This window comes from Actinomyces stomatis, assembly GCF_031292835.1.
Classification (GTDB): Bacteria; Actinomycetota; Actinomycetes; order Actinomycetales; family Actinomycetaceae; genus Actinomyces; species Actinomyces stomatis.
Map to the genome: position 1 here is coordinate 23,080 of NZ_JASPEP010000021.1, position 18,077 is coordinate 41,156.

General features: G+C 68.5%; 10 protein-coding genes. 4 read left to right on the plus strand and 6 right to left on the minus strand.

What is annotated here, in order from left to right:
• Window positions 1-7 precede the first annotated feature (7 nt).
• From RIV12_RS10365 to RIV12_RS10375, 3 genes are read right to left on the minus strand one after another with little or no spacing between them, the layout of a single operon-like run.
• Complete coding sequence (locus tag RIV12_RS10365) at window positions 8-2,170, minus strand: ABC transporter ATP-binding protein (RefSeq protein WP_309323642.1); 2,163 nt, start codon at window positions 2,168-2,170, stop codon at window positions 8-10.
• On the minus strand, window positions 2,167-3,900 hold the full coding sequence (locus RIV12_RS10370) for an ABC transporter ATP-binding protein (protein WP_309323644.1): 1,734 nt from the start codon (window positions 3,898-3,900) through the stop codon (window positions 2,167-2,169). Before RIV12_RS10370 ends, RIV12_RS10365 begins: the two co-directional genes overlap by 4 nt.
• Before the next feature lie 56 nt (window positions 3,901-3,956).
• Window positions 3,957-6,665 carry a DEAD/DEAH box helicase gene (locus RIV12_RS10375; protein WP_309323645.1) on the minus strand — a complete coding sequence of 903 codons (2,709 nt, stop codon included), beginning with the start codon at window positions 6,663-6,665 and terminating at the stop codon, window positions 3,957-3,959.
• Between the two features lie 144 nt (window positions 6,666-6,809).
• On the opposite strand from RIV12_RS10375, the gene RIV12_RS10380 reads away from it, so the two are divergent.
• The 4 genes from RIV12_RS10380 to RIV12_RS10395 all read left to right on the plus strand — a co-directional run bounded on the left by RIV12_RS10380 (window position 6,810) and on the right by RIV12_RS10395 (window position 13,960).
• Window positions 6,810-10,061: a DEAD/DEAH box helicase gene (locus RIV12_RS10380; protein WP_075417769.1), complete on the plus strand. Its 3,252-nt coding sequence runs from the start codon at window positions 6,810-6,812 to the stop codon at window positions 10,059-10,061.
• 233 nt (window positions 10,062-10,294) lie between these two features.
• Window positions 10,295-11,578: a sensor histidine kinase gene (locus tag RIV12_RS10385; protein WP_309323647.1), complete on the plus strand. Its 1,284-nt coding sequence runs from the start codon at window positions 10,295-10,297 to the stop codon at window positions 11,576-11,578.
• 128 nt (window positions 11,579-11,706) lie between these two features.
• On the plus strand, window positions 11,707-13,266 hold the full coding sequence (locus tag RIV12_RS10390; RefSeq protein ID WP_309323649.1) for an alpha/beta hydrolase family protein: 1,560 nt from the start codon (window positions 11,707-11,709) through the stop codon (window positions 13,264-13,266).
• A gap of 34 nt (window positions 13,267-13,300) precedes the next feature.
• Entirely contained in the window at window positions 13,301-13,960 is a 660-nt protein-coding gene (locus RIV12_RS10395) for a response regulator transcription factor (protein WP_309323651.1), read from the plus strand.
• A gap of 151 nt (window positions 13,961-14,111) precedes the next feature.
• Here RIV12_RS10395 and RIV12_RS10400 read toward each other — a convergent pair whose 3' ends face one another.
• The 3 genes from RIV12_RS10400 to RIV12_RS10405 all read right to left on the minus strand — a co-directional run bounded on the left by RIV12_RS10400 (window position 14,112) and on the right by RIV12_RS10405 (window position 18,007).
• Window positions 14,112-15,587, minus strand: coding sequence for an alpha/beta hydrolase (locus RIV12_RS10400; protein WP_428978934.1), 1,476 nt, complete (start codon window positions 15,585-15,587; stop codon window positions 14,112-14,114).
• 3 nt (window positions 15,588-15,590) lie between these two features.
• A complete protein-coding gene (locus tag RIV12_RS13180; RefSeq protein ID WP_428978931.1) occupies window positions 15,591-15,800 on the minus strand; it encodes a hypothetical protein in 210 nt (69 codons plus the stop codon).
• A 425-nt stretch (window positions 15,801-16,225) separates the two neighbouring features.
• A complete protein-coding gene (locus tag RIV12_RS10405; protein ID WP_309323653.1) occupies window positions 16,226-18,007 on the minus strand; it encodes a M20/M25/M40 family metallo-hydrolase in 1,782 nt (593 codons plus the stop codon).
• Window positions 18,008-18,077: the final 70 nt, after the last annotated feature.

Consider the following 18,077-nt stretch of genomic DNA (forward strand, 5'->3'; position numbering starts at 1 on the left):
CCGGGCCTCAGTCCTCGACGGCGACGGTGGCGCCGCCCGCGAACTGGGCCGCGTGGAGGCGCGCGTAGGCGCCGCCCGCCGCGATGAGCTCATCGTGGCTGCCCTGCTCGACGATGTCTCCGTGCTCCATCACCAGGATGGTGTCGGCGTCTCGGATCGTCGACAGGCGGTGAGCAATGATGAAGCTCGTGCGGCCCTCGCGCAGCGCGTTCATCGCCTGCTGGACCAGCAGCTCGGTGCGGGTGTCCACCGAGCTGGTGGCCTCATCGAGGATGAGGACGGCCGGGTTGGCCACGAAGGCCCGCGCGATCGTGAGCAGCTGGCGCTCGCCGGCGGAGATGTTCGCGGCGTCCTCCTCCAGGACCGTGTCGTAGCCCTGTGGCAGGGCCTTGATGATGTGGTCGACGAAGCACGCCCTTGCAGCGGCCTCGACCTCCTCATCAGTGGCCCCGGGCCGCCCATAGCGGATGTTCTCGCGGATCGTGCCGGCGAACAGCCACGGGTCCTGCAGAACCATGCCGGTCCGACGACGCACGTCGTGGCGCGTCATCGTGGCGATGTCGCGTCCGTCGATGAGGATGCGTCCCCCGTCGAGCTCGTAGAAGCGCATGAGCAGGTTGACCAGGGTGGTCTTGCCCGCTCCCGTGGGCCCCACGATCGCGACCGTGTGCCCGGGGTCGACCTGCAGCGACAGGTCCCGGATGAGCTCGACCTCCGGGCTGTAGGAGAAGCGCACGTGCTCCATCTCGATGACGCCCGGCCCCGCCGGGCTCTTCGGCGAATCCGCTGGGGCGCTGGGGCGGGTCCCCGAGGTCCGGCCGGCATCGGCGGTCGCGGCGTCGGTAGTCGCGGCGTCGGTAGTCGTGGTGCCGGCGCTCTCCGGTGCGACGTCGTCGGGACGCTCCTCCTCGGTGTCGAGCAGCTCGAAGATCCGTTCGGCGCTCGCGGTCCCGGACTGCACGGCCGTGGCCATGCCGCCGAGCTGGCCCAGGGGCTGGGAGAACTGCTGGGAGTACTGGATGAAGGCCTGCACGTCGCCCAGACGCAGCGACCCGGAGGCGACCATGGCGCCGCCGACCACCGCGATGGCCACATAGTTGATGTTCCCGATGACCAGCATGATCGGCATCATGATGCCGGAGAGGAACTGGGCGCGCAGCGAGGCCCGGTAGAGCTCCTCGTTCTCGGCGGCGAAGGCCTCGCGCACCGACTCCGTGCGCCCGTAGACCTGCACCAGGGCGTGCCCGGAGAAGGACTCCTCCACTCGGGTGTTGATCTTGCCGGTGCGCGCCCACTGGTGGGTGAAGGCCTTCTGCGAGCGCGGCCCGATCACCCCGAAGACCACGCCCATGAGCGGGAACATGATGAGCGCCACCAGTGCCAGCTTCCAGGAGATGGAGAACATCATCCCCAGCACGCCCACCACCGTGAGGATCGCCGTCAGGGCGCCGGACAGGGACTGCTGGAGGGTGTTGGTGACGTTGTCGACGTCGTTGGTCAGGCGGCTGAGCAGCTCACCGCGCTGAACGGTGTCGAAGTAGCTCAGCGGCAGGCGATGGACCTTGTCCTCCACCTGGGCGCGCAGCCGGTAGAGGGCCTTGATGGTGATGCGGTTGATGAGCCAGCCCTCAAGCCAGTTGAGCAGGCCCGAACCCACGTACAGGACCAGTACCACCGTCAGGATCCGGCCCAGGCGGGTGTAGTCGATGCCCGCGCCGGGAATGACGTCCATCGCCGAGAGCATGGTGGCGAAGTCATCCATCCCCCGCGCCCGCAGGGCCTCGATGGCCTGGGCCTTGGTGGTGCCGGCCGGCAGCATCGTGGAGACCACGCCCTCGAAGATGACGTTGGTGGCCTGGCCCAGCACCTTGGGGGCCGCCACGGCCAGCACGACCGTGCCCACGGCGGCCAGGGCCACGACCACCAGGGAGACCCGGTAGGCGCCCAGCAGCCCGACCATCCGTTTGAAGGAGGGCCAGAAGGCCTCGGCCTTGCCCGGGGGCGGCCCGTCGTGCCAGTCGCCCGAGGCGGCCTGCGCCTCAGCGGCCAGCTTGAGGTCCTCCTCGCTGAGCTCGTCGGGGCTGACGGTGGCGCTCGCACCGCTCCCGGCGTTGTCGCCGGTGTTCCTGCCGGCCTTCTTGCCCATGTGGCTGCTCGCGTTCCTGCTCATGCTGCGGCCTCCGCTCCGAGCTGGGAGGTGACGATCTCGCGGTAGACGGAGCAGGTGGCCAGCAGCTCGGTGTGCGTGCCGCTGCCCACTAGGTGGCCGCCGTCCAGGACGAGGATCTGGTCGGCCTTGGTGATGGTGGAGACCCGCTGGGCCACGATCACCTTCGTGATGCCGGCCGTGGCCGGCCCCATGGCCTCACGCAGCCGCGCGTCGGTGGACACGTCCAGGGCGGAGAAGGAGTCGTCGAAGATGAGGATGTCGGGCCGGCGCACCAGGGCCCGGGCGATGGCCAGGCGCTGACGCTGACCGCCCGAGACATTCGTGCCTCCCTGGGCGATGGGCGCCTGAAGGCCCCCGTCCATCTCGGAGACGAAGTCCTTGGCCTGGGCGACCTCCAGGGCCTCCCACAGCTCGTCGTCGGTGGCCTCCTCGCGCCCCAGGCGCAGGTTGGAGGCCACGGTCCCGGCGAACAGGAAGGGCTGCTGGGGCACGAGCCCCATCTGCGACCACAGCGCCTCGGGGTCGGCCTCGCGAACGTCGGTGCCGCCGATGAGCACCTGCCCGCTGCTGGCCTCCAGCAACCGGGCCAGCAGCCGCACCACCGTGGACTTGCCCGACGCCGTCGAGCCGACGATCGCCGTCGTCGTACCGGGCTGGACCGTGAAGCTCACCTCCGCCAGGACGCGGGCGTCGGCGTCGGGGTAGACGAAGGTGACGTCCCGCATCTCAACCGTCCCGGGAGCCGGGAAGGTGTCGACGGCGTCGGGGGAGGAGGTGATGGTCGGCGGCGTCGCCAGCACCTCGCTGATGCGCTCGGCGCAGACGGCGGCGCGCGGGATCATGATCGTCATGAAGCTCGCCATGACGATGCCCATGAGGATCTGCATGAGGTAGGACATGAAGGCGATGAGGGTGCCGACCTCCACGTCGCCGTCGCCGACCTGGTGGCCGCCGAACCAGATGACGCCGACGATCGTCACGTCCAGCACCAGCATGACCAGCGGGAACAGCAGGACGAAGAGCTGACCCACGCGCTCGCCGACCCGGGCGATATCGGTGTTGGCACCCTCGAAGCGCTCGGTCTCGGCCTCCTCGCGCACGAAGGCGCGGATGACCCGGATGCCGGTGAGCTGCTCACGCATCACCCGGTTGATGGTGTCGAGCTTGTCCTGGTAGGAGCGGAACAGGGGCAGCATCCGGCTCACGATGAGCCCCACCGCCACGAGCAGGATCGGCACCGACACCCCGATCAGCCACGACAGGCCCGGGGCGCGCGTGACCGCCATGAAGATGCCGCCCAGCGCCATGAACGGCGCCGTCACCAGCATCGTGGCACTCATCATCACCAGCATCTGGACCTGCTGGACGTCATTGGTGTTGCGGGTGATGAGCGAACCCGCCCCGAAGGCGGAGATCTCCCGCTCCGAGAAGCCGCTGACCCGGTCGAAGACCTCGCCGCGCAGGTCCCGGCCCATGCTCATCGCCGCGCGCGCCGCCAGGTAGGTCGCCAGCACCGTGCACACGCCCTGGGCCAGGCTGACCCCCAGCATGAACGCGCCCATCCGCCAGATATAACCGGTGTCCCCGGAGGCCACACCCTTGTCGATGATGTCGGCGTTGAGGGTAGGAAGGTACAGGGAGGCCATCACCTCAGCGAACTGAAGCACCAGGACGCACACCAGCAGCCCCGTATAGGGGCGCAAGTACGTGCGCAGTAATCGAAGGAGCATGCCGGGAACATATCAGCCTCACCTAGCGTGAGGGCCAGTGCCCGGTGCGGCGATCCTCAGCCGCCGAAGCCCGCCGCGTCGACGGCGTTCGGCTCGCCGGCGGCCCCGGTACCGGCCTCGACGCCGGAGGGCTCGGGGGACGCCGTCGGCGCCGCCTCGAGCAGGAGCCGCAGCAGGACGGTGGCCCCGGCCTTGTCCAGGGGCTCGTTGTTGTTGCCGCACTTGGGCGACTGCACGCACGAGGGGCAGCCGCTCGCGCAGCCGCAGCCCTCGATGACGGCCAGCGTCGCCTCCAGCCAGTCGCGCCCGGCCCGGTAGCCGCGCTCGGCGAAACCCGCCCCGCCGGCGTGCCCGTCATGGACGAAGACCGTGGGCGCCCCCGTCTGTGGGTGCGCTGCGGTTGACAGTCCGCCGATGTCCCAGCGGTCGCAGGTCGCCAGCAGCGGCAGCATCCCGATGCTCGCGTGCTCGGCCGCGTGCAGGGCCCCGGGCAGGTCGGTGGGCTCCAGGCCCGCCGCCTCGCAGACCTCCTGCGGAATCGTCCACCACACGGCGGCGGTGGGCAGCACGTGCTCATCCATCTCAAGGGCGTGCTGGGAGACGACCTCCCCTCCCGGCAGCGCCATGCGCTGGTAGCCGGTCACCTGACTGGTGACCTCCACCGACCCGAAGGACCAGGTGATCGCCGCCGTACCCGGGGGCTCGTGCCCGTCGCCGAGGGTCGAGGCGACCCGCCTGCCGCCGGCCGGATTAGGACCGGGGCCGGAGCCGGCCGGCTCTTCGGGCTCGTGCGTTGACGGCTCATGGCAGTCGTCCGGCGTCCTCTCACCCGGCCGGCCCCAGACCTGCTGCTCGCGCTCGGCGATGATGCGCACGCTCGAGCGCGACCGGGCCCGCGTGCGGTAGCCGACCGCCGCCTTCTGCCGCACGAGGGCGACGTCGTCGGCCAGCTCCTCGACCACGTAGACGCGCCCCTGGTGGACGTAGACCGCGCCCTCGTGGACGGTGGAGTCGGCGGCCGCGCCGTCGACCGTGCCGATGACGACGCCCGTGTCGGCCTCCACCACCGGCACCTCGGGCGGCCCATCGCCGCGCAGGGAGGTCAGATCCTGGGGCCGCCCGGGCAGGTTCACGTTCCAGAACCAGCCCGTGGGTCGACGCCGCAGCGCGCCCCGGCCCTCCAGCTCGCGCAGCAGGGCGTCGTCGGGCAGGCCGAACAGGGCCAGGTCCGAGGCCCGCAAGGGCGCCTCGGAAGCGGCGGCGCACAGGTGGGGCGCGAGCACGTAGGGGTTGGCCGGGTCGAAGACCGTGGCCTCGGGGGCGGCGAAAACCGCCTTGGGATGATGCACCAGGTAGGCGTCCAGCGGATTGTCGGAGGCGATGAGGACGGCGAGGCCGCGGCCACCGGCACGTCCGGCCCGGCCCGCCTGCTGACCCAGCGAGACGCGCGTGCCTGGCCATCCGGCGATGAGGACCGCGTCCAGCCCGGTGACGTCGATGCCCAGCTCCAAGGCGTTGGTGGTGGCCAGGGCGCGCAGCCGACCTGAGCGCAGGTCAGCCTCCAGGGCCCGGCGCTCCTCGGGCAGATAGCCGCCGCGGTAGGCCGACACCGTGCCGATGAGCTCTGGCAGCGAGAGCCCCAGCGTGTGGCGGGCCCGCTCGGCCACGACTTCCGCCGAGCGACGAGAGCGCACGAACACCAGCGCCCGGGCGCCCACGCTCAGCAGGTCCACGAGCAGTTCGGCGGCCTCGACGACGGCGCTGCGCCGCGCCGAAGGATCCTCACCGGGATCGCCCGAGTCCGGCTCGGTCGCCCGGGCCGAGTCCTGGGCTGGCTCGTCGTCAGGCGCAGGCAGCACCCAGGGGTCGCGCAGGGCCGGCTGCCACAGGGCCAGGGTGCGCTCCCCGGCGGGCGCGGCATCCTCGGTGACGGCCACGACGTCGTCTGGTGCGGCGCCGATGAGGCGGGCCGCGGTGAGGGCCGGCTCGGCCGCCGTCGCTGAGGCGCACAGGACGACCGGCTGCGGGCCGCGTGGGCGCAGTCGTGCCACGAGCCGCAGGAGGCGACGCAGCACGAGGGCGACGTGCGCCCCCAGGACCCCGCGGTAGGCGTGGCACTCGTCGATGACGATGTAGCGCAGGCCCCGCAGGAGACGGGTCCAGCGCTCGTGGCCCGGCAGCAGCGAGAAGTGGAGGAAGTCGGGGTTGGTCAGGACGACGTCGGCATGGGCACGCACCCAGTCTCGCTCGGGCAGGGGAGTGTCGCCGTCGCAGGTGCCGGCGCGCACCGTGCGCAGCGAGCCCGTGGGAGTGCCGGCCTCGCGCTGGACGGCCTCGAGCCCGCCGATGAGCCGATCGAGGGCTGCAGCCTGGTCGGCGGTGAGCGCCTTGGTGGGGGAGAGGTAGAGGGTGGTGGGGCGCCGGCCGTGGGCGGAGATGCGCGAGTCGGCGCCGGGGGACTGGGCGGCCAGGACGTCGGAGAGCGCCGGCAGCCATGCGGCCAGCGACTTGCCCGAGCCGGTGCCGGTGGCTAGGACCGTGTGGTGGCCGGCGTGGGCGGACTGTGCGGCGGTGACCTGGTGCGTCCATGGGCGCTCGACGCCGATGCGGCGGTAGGCGGCCACGAGGTCGGGGTCCGCCCACTTGGGCCAGTCGGCGTGGCAGCCTGGGCGGGCCGGGGTGCGTTGGAGGTGGACGAGCCTGCCGTCGCGTCCGCCGATGGACTCCAGGAGCCCGGTGAGGTCGCGTCTGGTCCCGTCTGCCATGGGGCACAGTGTGCACCACCGGTGGCCGTCGGCGTCCGACTCGCCTCTGCCGGTGTCCGGGCCCGAGCGCGGTGATCCCTCCTCGCCAGAAGTATCCCGTGCAAATCATCTACTCGAACTGCTGCGACCTGGCAGAATCCTCCCATGGGAATGAATACTTCCTCCGAGACTCGTCAGCGGATCCTGCAGTACTGGTGGATGCTGGAGCTATTCAGCCCACAGAAGGTACCTGAGCTGACTAAGCCGTCAACGCGTCCGAAGGACCGTCAGGTCATCGACTGGCAGCCTCGGGCGGCTCTGCCTTGGGAAGTGCTGCGCCCGCCGGCTCCGGTGAGTGGCACGTCTATGAAATGGCAGCACACCATCTACCTCGGCGTGTACGACCTCGAGGATATTTATCAGGATCTGCATTGTGCTTTCGCAGAGGACCAGGATGCCTATGACGAGCGCACGGCCGGAATCAGTGCCTGTGCCGCGGTTATGCTCGACGAGCGTGGAACGCTTATGGTGGACTCTGCGACGCTCTCCTCTGCGCTGTGGGCTGTAGCCCGGATCCGGAGCACCCGTGAAGTGCCGAGTCCACACTGGGGTGGTGGGTTCTCCCAGGCCGCAGAAGAGTTCACGAAAGCGGTGGATGCCTTCGAGGGAGATCGTCGTGAGGCGGCTGGTACGGAGAAACCTCCTGCTCAGGAGGCAGACTCATTGCAGGAACTGCTGCGTATCGCTCACAAGGTCTCGGGAATTGCCGGAGTGTCCGGACTGGCCAGTGAGCGCATCATCATCTCGTCGGTCGCCGTCTCCAGTCGTCGCACTGATGATGCGATCGCGGACATCGACTTTCTCAACAGCTTCTTCCTCGACGATCTCGCTGCCGTCACGAGAGAACTGTCAAATGGAAGTTGTCCGCCGGCACTGTCTGAGTACCTGACCGCCGACGCCGATCTCCCCTTGGGGCAGCGGGCGGACGTTATCCGGGATAACGCCGTTGCTGACGCCGGAGTCCAGGTTGACAGGTTGCCGAAAGGTCGGTGGCCCTCCAACCCTGAGCACGGCCTGGCGCTGCGCCAGCAGTTCGCCGTCAACCGGGCCTTGGATGATCTGTCTGATGCAGGTGGTCTGATGGGGGTCAACGGACCGCCCGGTACTGGCAAGACAACGATGCTGCGCGACATCCTTGCCGGCAATGTCGTTGAACGTGCGCGGCGCCTCGCCGAATTGGAGAGCCCAGACGACGCCTTCACCACGACCACGCACTGCTGGCAGTCCGGTGATGGCTTCCGACGTGAGGTGCGTCAGCTCCAGCCGACGCTGACTGGATTCGAGATGGTCGTCGCTTCAGCGAACAACACCGCTGTTGAGAACATTAGCGTTGAGATTCCCGCCCTTGGTGCGATCGATGGCAAATGGCGGGGAGACGCCGACTATTTTGCTGACATCGCCTCCGCGACTCTGGCGGCCTCGGAGGTCGGGGAAAAGAAACGTGAGGATGCCGAGGGAACGGAGCGGAAGGCCTGGGGCCTGGTGGCGGCTCGACTAGGCAACAAGCGGAATCGGGGAGCCTTCCGCTCAGCCTTCTGGTTTGACATCACAGGCCGGGACAAAAAACCCATTCCGGGAACTGCTCCGCGCATGCAGACGCGTCTGAATCAGTGGCGTGACGGAAAGGTGCCATATAAGAGTTGGTCGCAGGCACGAGAAGACTTCCGTCGGGCCGAACGGCATGTCGATGAGCTCCTCGCTCAGCGGGAGGCGGCTCAGTGGCGAATAGAACGTCTCAAGGCTGCCCTCAGGGAGGAACCGGAGCTCGCTGCGCAGGCTCAGCACCTCACAGTGGCGGCCACCGAGGCTGCGGACGAGAGGCGGAAGTACACGAATATCGTTGAGCGTGCGCAGACGGAGTACTCCGAGGCTGGCAGCATCCGGAACCGGCACGCCGAGACCAGGCCCGGGGTGCTCGAGACGCTCTTCACCTTGGGGCGAGCTGCTCGCGAGTGGAGGGAACGGTTGGAGCCACTCGAGGAGCAGTTGCGGACAGCGGAGCAGAACTGGCAGCAGGTGCGTCAGTATGCGCAGTCCCTCGACGAGCGAGCGCGGTACATCTCTGGTGAGTTGGCAAGCACTGAGAATCGACGTAAGTGCCTCTCCCAGGAAGTGGCCGACCTGCGCCGGCAGGTAGCTGAGGACCGTGAGCACTATGGGCGCGGGTACCCGGATGAGAGGCGGGATAGAGAGGACCGCGAGAAGTATGCCCCATGGCTCGACGCAGAGCTCGATGAGGCTCGGTCCGACCTGTTTCTGGCAGCGTTGAGGCTCCATGAGGACTTTCTGGCCAATACGGCCGGGGATATGGTGAAGGGGCTGCGTGCAGCTGTTGAGGTGGTTGCCGGTGCATACCCGCGTAACCTGGAGCCCGAAAAAGTACGTGCAGCGTGGCAGACCTTCTTCCTGGTCGTGCCGATGGTTTCGACGACTTTCGCGTCCTTTGGGCGCATGTTCGCAGGACTTGGTCCCGAGTCTCTCGGATGGCTACTTATTGATGAGGCCGGGCAGGCCTGCCCGCAGTACGCCGTCGGAGGGATCTGGCGATCCCGGCGGGTCGTCGCCGTTGGTGACCCGTTGCAGTTGCAGCCGGTAGTGACGATGCCGCGTAAGGCCCAGTATGACATCGCTGCTGCGTTCGGTGTCTCATCGGTCTGGATCCCGCCGCTCGCCTCGGTCCAGACTCTCGCTGACCGCGTTTCACGCCATGGGACCACTCTGTATCACGGAGAGAAGCCCATGTGGGTGGGTGCGCCACTGACGGTGCATCGTCGATGCGACGATCCGATGTTCAGACTGTGTAATGAGATCGCCTACGGGGGCATGATGGTGAGCGGCGTTCAGCGCCGCCTAGATGATCCCGATCGCCCCGATCTTTTTGACGGGCCTCGTGAGCAGAAGGTATCACCGAGCCGTTGGATCGATGTCCCAGCAAGAACGCCTGGCACACATCTTCAGGGCAATCAGATCGAGGAGCTGCGCAAACAGATCGATCAGCTCCAGGCTCAGGGTGTTGCCACGTCGCAAATCATCGCTATCTCGCCATTCCGGGTGGTAGCTAACGCGTTGGGGACCCTCAAGGGGAGATATCCCGGATTGCGCGGCGGTACGATTCATACCGCCCAGGGCCGGGAGGCGGATGTGGTCTTCCTTGTTCTGGGCGGCGATCCAGCCGCTCCGGGGGCGAAGGCCTGGGCCTCGTCGACCGTCAATCTCGTCAATGTCGCCGCGAGCCGAGCGAAGCGTCGTCTCTACGTTATCGGTGACCGCACCGCCTGGGCGCAGTATCCGTATTTCGCGGACCTCGCCTCTGCACTCGCCCCGGAGCCTCAGCAGGCCGTGGATACGGTGGGCTGAACGAGAGCACCGACAGGACTGGAAGGCGCAAGGTGTCGTTGAAGGTCCAGTGAGACACCGTTCTCCGATTGCCTGCACCCCGGTTGTCGTAGTCCTACCTTATGTCCCCCGTTCGAGGGGTAGAGGGGGGCGAACGCGACACCCACCCCACGACCGCGCACGGCTGACGATGATGAACTGCCTCCCCCACCTGGGGGAGGCTCCCGCGCAGGCGCTCTCAGTAGGGTCGGCCCATGGCCGACGTCCCCGTCTCCTCCAGCGCGCACGCCCGCAGGGTGCAGATCCTCGTCTGGAGCGGCTCCGCTTCGATCACCGTGGTGCAGACGCTGCTCGCCCTGATTGCGTACCTCAAGCTGGAAGGCGGCTCCACGGTCGTGCCGGGCCTGGCCCGCTGGCAGGTGATGTATGCCGGGCACTTACTCATCTCCTTAGCCTGCCTTCTCCTCCTCATCCCGGTCCTCAGAGGACCCCGCCCGTCATTGCCGATCCTTATCGTTGTCCTGGGACTCATTCCCTCTTGGCCGCAGGTGGCGGTTTACGTGGCTGCGACTGTTATCGGCATGCGTAAAGGGGCGAGGACGATACCGGTGGTAGTGGTCGCCACGACCGTAGGTGTGGGCCTGTCTCCGCTCCTCAATCCGAGTCGCGGAGAGGGTGCGCTGTTATTTGTCACCACATACGCGGTCAGTACTCTCCCGATCTGCATCGTCTGCGTCATGCTGGGCGTCAACCTGCAGGCCCGCGAGGAGCTGCTGCGCTCAGCCTCCCGCGAGGCCCGCCTCATCCGCACCACGCAAGAGGCGCGCATCGCCCAGAGCCGCGCCGAGGAACGTGCCCGCATCTCCCGCGAAATGCACGACTCCCTCGCCCACCGCCTCTCCCTGGTCTCCCTCCACGCCGGCGCGCTCCAGACCCGCACCGACCTGGATATGGGCAGCGTCCGCAGGATCGCGGACAGCATCCACACCCTCGCCGCCGACTCCGGACGCGAGCTGCGCCAGATCCTCGCCGTCCTGCACGACGACGGTTCCGCCGATGGCGCCCGCGCCACCTGGTCCGATGTCGAGGACGTCCTGTCCTGGGAGCGGGAGGCCGGACAGCAGATCGACCTGCACCTGGCCGAGTCCTGGGCGGATTCCTTCGAGGCCGCCGACGCCCGCAGCCGGCACGCGGTCCTGCGCACCATCGAGGAGCTGCTCACCAACGCTCGCCGCCACGGGGCCGGCGGCGTGGTCCACCTCGACTGCGAGGTCGAGGCCTCCGACGGTCTCAGCGACGACGGCGCGGCCCTCGTGGTGCGGTGCGTCAACGACTGCCCGTCCAAGCCTCGGCCGACGGCGCCCGGCGGCGGCCTGGGCCTGGAGGGCCTTCGCGAGCGGCTGCGGCTTCTCGGAGGCGAGCTGCACGTCTCGCAGCCGGCCGGCCAGACGGCGACACCGGATCGGTCCGACCGCACTGAGCAGCCCCGCCGCTTCGTCGTCATGGCCGCCGTCCCCGCCCGAGGTCGTGCTGACTGACCGTCGTCATCATGCGACCGAGAGGTGGACGTGTGCCCGAAAGGCATCCCCCACCTGGCGGAGGCGGCCGCGGCCGGCGCCCGGCTAATGTCCGTGCCGAACCTGCCGGGGGAGTGAGAGGAACACCGATGAGAACGCTGGAGATCGCAGTGGTTGCCATGGATGCAGTGGTACTGCTCCTCACGGTCTTCAGGCTGCCGCCCCGCTGGTGGCAGGTGGCTTCCAAGGTGTCGAGCATGCGACGGTGGCTGCGGGCCGAACCCGTCCTGCTGGTGGGGCTTCTCCTTCCCCTTCTGGCCCACCTCGTCATCGAGCGGCACCGGTTCGTCATGATCCCGGCCTACGTCGTCACAGTGGCATTGGCCTGTGTCCTTCTGACGCGCTGGTTCCGCCGGGCTCGTCGTACCGCCGACGCTCCGCGGCGCGGGCGGCCCGCCCTGCGAGTGCTGGGGCGTATCACCGCGATGATGTCAGGGGCGCTCGCTCTGGCGGTGTCATCTGCGGCCGGCTTCCTGCTCCCGGTTTTCAAGCTTCCGACGCCGACCGGTCCCTACGCCGTCGGGTACACCGAGGAGCACCTGACGGACTCCAGTCGCCAGGAGTGGACAACGCCCGATGAGGACGACCTGCGTGAGGTCGAGTTCTCAATCTGGTACCCGACGGAGGCGACGGCCCAGGGAAAGCCACTTGCCCTGGATCGCAGGCTGGCCAAGAGCACTGCGATGAACGGCGACGACGTGTTTGGAACCGCTCGTGCCAGGGGCGTGCTGGAGAACTCGCTGGATCATTTCCGGCTGATCGACACCCATGCGGTACACGGGGGTGAAATCGTCCAGGTACCGGGCGGATTCCCCGTCATCTTCTACTCCCCAGCCTTAAGGGCCGGCCGTTTCGACAACACCTCACTCATGGTGGACCTGGCCAGTCAGGGTTACGTCGTCGTCGCTGTGGACCACCCCTACACCTCCGGTGCCCCTGTCTCCCTGAGCAGTGGTCGCCAGGTCGACCGTGACCCGGGTGAGCCCTCGGCTACCGAGGCGGGCCGGCGCGAGAGCTGGCTCGAAAGGGCGGCCCGTTGGAGCGCCACCAACTCCGCGGATCTCTCCTTCATCCTGGACCACCTCACGGCGCTCAATGCGGATCCCGGCAGCCCGTTCCATCATCGGCTCAACCTCGACTCGGTGGGTGCTATGGGTTTCTCCCTCGGGGGCGCCAGTGCGGAGCAGGCCCTGGCTGATGATCCCCGCTTCGATGCCGGCGTCAACATGGACGGAACCCACTTTGGAACGGTCCGCGACACCGGCGTGCCGGTCCCCAGCCTCAATATTCTGTCCACCGATCACGTCGCTGACATCTCCAAGGCCCGTAAAGGGGAACAAACCCAGGACGAGGGTTCTATCGAGGATGCCCGGTTTCAGGAGCAGTTCCACGACCGCAGTACCGGACCGACCTGGGCCGTCACCATTGAGAACACCAACCATGTCAGCCACGACCTGTTCTCCTTCATCAGCCCCGCTCTGACCGGCAATACGGTCCAGCCGCAGACCGAGGAGACGATTCGGGCGCTGGTGAGCGACTTCTTCAACCACACCCTGCGCGGCCAGGAGCCCAGGCTGCTGGGTCACGACTCCGCCGTACCCCGGAAGGTTCACTTCCTGCCCGATCCGGCCCGCCCCGACGTACAGTAGTCTCCCAGGTAGTTGAACAAGCAAAGGAATCGGCATGGACTCACCGCAGCGCCGTGTACGTGTTGTCATCGTTGACGACGACGCCCTCGTACGCGCTGCCTTGCGTCTCATCCTGGAGAGCGACTCCGGCGTCACGGTCCTCGGTGAGGGTTCCGACGGGCGCAGCGGCTACGACGCGGCGCGCAGTCTGCGCCCCGACGTCGTCCTCATGGACCTGCACATGCCCGGCACCGACGGCGTCTGGGCCACCGCCCAGATCGCCGCCGACTGCCCTGACACCAAGGTCCTCGTGCTGACCGCCTTCGACACCGACGCGATGGTCGCCGCCGCCCTACGCGCCGGCGCCACCGGCTTCCTGCTCAAGGACAGCGCCCCCGAGATCATCTTCCGCGCCGTGCACGCCGCCGCCGACGGCCAGCGGGCCTTCTCCGGCTCCGTCCTGGACCGGCTCGTCGAGGCCGCCGTCGAGGCCACCCCGCAGCGCCGCGCCTTCCCCGAGACCGTCACCGACCGGGAGCGCCAGGTCGCCCTGCTCGTGGCCCAGGGCCTGGGCAACGGCGAGATCGCCGAGGAGCTCGCCGTCGGAGCCAGCACCGTTAAGACCCACGTCTCCGCCCTGCTGGACAAGTTCGGCGTCACCAACCGGGTCCAGCTCGCCGTCGCCGTGGCTGAGTGTGCCGAGGCTGCACTGTGAGCCCTCGTCCCGACAGATAGAGAGCCCGGTCCCATCCGGTGGCCCCTGGCCTTCGTATTGTGTCGCCGTTCTGACAGACCGGGCCCCGGTCTCGCCCACCGGGAGCGATCCCGAGGCCCGGAACGTCCGGCGCTCGCAGTGGCGTCGCCGGTCAGCCCTCGGTGCCGCCGGCTGCGGGCTGGGGCTCTGCGGCGCAGGTGGTGCCCTCTGCCGGGACGGTCCCGTTGACGAGGAAGTCGGTCATGGCCGCAGTGGCGCAGGTGTTGCGTCCGAAGGTGATGTGCCCGTAGCCCTCGACGGTGAGCAGGTGGCCGTTGTTCAGCTGGTCGGTGAGGCTCTGTGCCCAGGGGTAGAGGGTCCGGGAGTCCTTGGTGAGCCCGACGACGAGGACCGGGTTCGAGCCTTCGGCGTGGGTCTCCTGGGGCGGGGTCTGTGCCCGGTGTCCCCAGCCGCGGCAGTAGGCCTCCATAGCGTTCGAGGTGCCGCCGAAGAAGGGGTGGCTCTTCTTCTCGGCGGCTGACTGCGCGTCCCAGTCGGCGACGGTCTCGGCCGTGTCCGGGTAGTCGTTGCAGATGACGGCGGGAGCCACGAACACGCTGTTCGCCCCGCTGACGGCCTGCTCGGTGGTCGTCGGCAGCATGGGTGCGAGCACGCTCTGCTTGGCCTTCACCATGAGGGCGCCGTCGTGGTTGTTCATGGCCGGGGTGAGCATGGCGGTCAGTGCCTCCCAGTCCGGTTTCTCAATGGTGTAGTGCTGGATGATGGTGGTGGCCTCCTGTGTGTTGACGGTGATATTGGAGTCCGGGGCGGTGAGGGGATCCTGGTCCAGGCCGTCCACGAAGGCCGTCAGCTGGGCGATCGCCTCGTCCGTGGAGCCGGTCAGGGGGCAGCTGTCCTGAGCCTTGCAGTGTTCGACGTACTGGCGCAGGACGTCTTCCTTGAAGGCCGTGGTCTCGGTCTCGCCGTCGACCCAGCGCTGCGACGGGTCCATGGCCCCGTCCAGGACGGCGCGTCCGACGCGGCCTGGGAAGAGGTCGGCGTAGATGGCTCCGATATGGGTCCCGTAGGACATGCCCAGATAGTTCAACATGGTGTCCTTGGACGCAGCGCGCAGGATGTCCAGGTCATGGGCGACGTCGCGGGTGCCGACGTGGTCGAGCAGCTCGGGGACCTTGGAGTGCTGGGCGCACGCGGCGGCGTCGGCCGTGCCCCGGTCCATCTTCTCCTGGACCGACAGACTCTTGGAGGAGGCGGTGTTGCTTGGCACGACGTCGGAGAGCTTGCCGTTCTGAGCGTCGGTGAGGATCTGGTGAATATCCTGCTCGGTCCAGCAGGTGATCGGGGTGGACTGCCCCACGCCGCGAGGATCGAAGCCGATGACGTCGTAGGCGGTCCGGAGTCCCTCGGGCAGGGTGGTGGCCTGGGCTTCCAGATCCTGGATCCCGCTGCCGCCGGGGCCGCCGGGATTGATGAACAGGGAGCCGTGCTCGGCGTTGGAGTCGGAGGCGGGGAGCTTCTTCAGGGCGATCGTGATGGTGCGACCGTCCGGATGCTCGTAGTCCAGGGGGACGGTGACCGTCCCGCACTGGAAGGGCGAGGTGCCGTCCGAGCAGTCCTGCCAGTCAATGGTCTAGCTGTAGAAGCTCTCCAGTCCCTGCGGGGCGCTGGTCCGGGAGGCGGAGGCGCCGGTGGTGCTGGCAGTGGATCCACCAGTGGAGCCGTCAGTGGATTCTCCGGCTGCGGTGCTGGTCTGGTCGGTGGGTGCCGGCACGGATGTAGGGGTTGCGGCGCCTGCGGCGGAGGTCTGCGGCTGGCAGGCTGCCAGGGTCGCCGACAGCATCAGTGCTGCCAGGGTCGCGCCCGCCTTCCGCGTGGTGAGGGGGGGTTGGTCTCATGAGGTTGTGCTCCTTCGGGTGCCGGGGTCGTCGTCGACTTCTGCGTGCTGACGGCCGCGCCCGTGGCGGCCGTCGGGAGGTGTACCTCCTGTCTGGCTCGTGCCTGCGGGTGGGGCTCTGTCCGGACTGGGCTCTCACGCGTCCGGACCTCTGCGACGATAAGAGCGCGGCGGTGCTGGCTTCCTCGGCCGGTGGGCCAGAATCTGCCGACCTGCTGGAGGAGAGGGACGACGTCGTCCTCCCCCATGTGGCCGCTGTGCACGTCCCCGCTGCCCGTCGCTCAACAGTCCGGGGCCTCGGGGCCACTCACCAGGAGTGGTCCCGAGGCCCCGAAGCCTCTCGTGCTCGCAGCTGCGCCTTCCTCGTCGCCCTACGCCGTCGCGGTGACCGGACCGGCAACGGGGGCGTCGTCGGAAGCAGGCCCGGATACGGTGCCGGCGCCCGAGGCGGTGCGCCGGGAACCGGCCTGCAGGAGCACGAGTGCCAGCGGCGCCACCGGCACGATCGCGAAGAACACGGTCACCCACACCGCGCCGAGGCTGAGCAGCTCGTGGATGAGCAGGATCGTGGGTGCGAAGAGCACCACGATGATGAAGGCCGCCAGGGCCCCGACCACCGGCCGCATCCGCTGTGGCGCCAGGGCGGTCAGCGCCAGGGCGAGTGTGGGGAGGACCAGGACGTAGGCAGCGCCGGGCAACAGCACCATGAGCGGGATGCAGGCGGCCGCCAGCAGGAGCAGCACCGCGGCGACGGCCTCCTGCCCGAGCCCCTCCTTCCAGCGCCGCACCACGAAGCGCACGGTGAGCCCAACCCCGATGAGGGCTCCGCCGGCGAACATCCACGGCAGTAGCGGGTTCGGTCCGAGTCCGCTCTCCGGCGCCCACTTCATCGCCATGGCCCCGAGCTGCACCAGCCCCGCCGCGGCGGAGGCGAGTGCGGATCGCCACGTCAGGCCCCACACGGTCCCCAGGACCCGCTTCCAGCGCAGCGACCTGGCCCGCATTGCGACGGCGCCGAGTGCCGCGATGACGGCCAGGCAGCCCAGCCCCGTCCCGACCGCGGCCGGGTAGCGCACCGTCAGTCCCCGCCACAGCTGGAAGAAGTGGAGGTCGCCGTCGGCCGTCAGCGTGGGGGCCTGCCCGTCGAAGGCCCAGGCCCGCGTGAGGCCGAGGACCTGGTCGCCGTAGTGCTGGAGGGTCGAGTGGTCGACGTAGCGCGGGGCGTCGGTGGCGTGGTGGTAGTGGTCGGCCTCTCCGACCGCCGCGATGTTGAGCACCGTGAAGCCCTTGGGGATGAGGACATTCATGTCGGTGCCGTTGGGCATGCGCGCATACAGCGAGGGGAGCAGCGAGCTACTCACGGGCTGCTTCACGTGACTGAGGAAGTAGCCGGCGACGGCGCTGTTGTTCGGAGAGGTCTCGAACATGAATGCCGGGCCGCTCATGCCGCGGGCCTCGAGGTTGAGGACCAGGTCGACGTTCTCGTAGTCGGCGCGGTGGTGTTGCATCTCGTTGCGGGCGCCGACGAGGCCGATCTCCTCGCCGTCGGTGATGACGATCTTCAGCGAGTTTTCCGGCTGGCGCCCTTCGGCCTTGAGAGCCCGAAGCGTCTCGACGATGGCGGCCACGCCGTAGCCGTCGTCGGCAGCCCCGTGGGAGGTCCCGGAGGTGGGGTGTGCCCTGCCGTTCTCGTCCGCCTCGACCGTGGCCGAGTCGTAGTGGGCCATGAGCGCCATGGTGCGCTCGGACTTCCCCGGCACGTCGACGACGATCGTGTCGGCCGTCGCGTCCTTGACCGCCGCCTGCTGCTCGGCGGACAAGTCATCGAAGATCTTCTTGTCCGCCGGGTCGCTGAGATCGAACATCGGGTCGGAGTGCACCTTGGCGGTGTAGCCGAGGTCGGTGAACATGCCGATGACGTCGTCGCGCGCCCGGTCGTGCGCCTCGCGGCGCAGGACACTGTGGGGCTCGTCGGCGAGGCGGTTGATGGAGGCCATGGCGCGCTCGGCGGAGAACTCGGTCGGGTCGGCGGTGGTCGGTGCGGGGGAGGGCAGGATGAGGACGCTCAGGCCCGCCACCAGCCCCAGCAGGGCGGCGATCGGGGCCAGCAGGCGCCGAGCGAGATCGGGTACGGAGAAACGGTGAGTAGTCATGGCAAGGAACCTAGGAACTCGAAAATGACGTGTTGATCGGTCGAGAGGTCGAAGTTGGTGGTCTTCAGGT

Excerpts from the sequence above, each read along its gene's own strand:
- RIV12_RS10390 (WP_309323649.1), top strand. The coding sequence starts at position 11,707 with ATGAGAACGCTGGAGATCGCAGTGGTTGCCATGGATGCAGTGGTACTG.
- RIV12_RS13180 (WP_428978931.1), bottom strand. The coding sequence starts at position 15,800 with ATGCTGTCGGCGACCCTGGCAGCCTGCCAGCCGCAGACCTCCGCCGCA.
- RIV12_RS10395 (WP_309323651.1), top strand. The coding sequence starts at position 13,301 with ATGGACTCACCGCAGCGCCGTGTACGTGTTGTCATCGTTGACGACGAC.
- RIV12_RS10385 (WP_309323647.1), top strand. The coding sequence starts at position 10,295 with ATGGCCGACGTCCCCGTCTCCTCCAGCGCGCACGCCCGCAGGGTGCAG.
- RIV12_RS10405 (WP_309323653.1), bottom strand. The coding sequence starts at position 18,007 with ATGACTACTCACCGTTTCTCCGTACCCGATCTCGCTCGGCGCCTGCTG.
- RIV12_RS10375 (WP_309323645.1), bottom strand. The coding sequence starts at position 6,665 with ATGGCAGACGGGACCAGACGCGACCTCACCGGGCTCCTGGAGTCCATC.
- RIV12_RS10370 (WP_309323644.1), bottom strand. The coding sequence starts at position 3,900 with ATGCTCCTTCGATTACTGCGCACGTACTTGCGCCCCTATACGGGGCTG.
- RIV12_RS10365 (WP_309323642.1), bottom strand. The coding sequence starts at position 2,170 with ATGAGCAGGAACGCGAGCAGCCACATGGGCAAGAAGGCCGGCAGGAAC.
- RIV12_RS10380 (WP_075417769.1), top strand. The coding sequence starts at position 6,810 with ATGGGAATGAATACTTCCTCCGAGACTCGTCAGCGGATCCTGCAGTAC.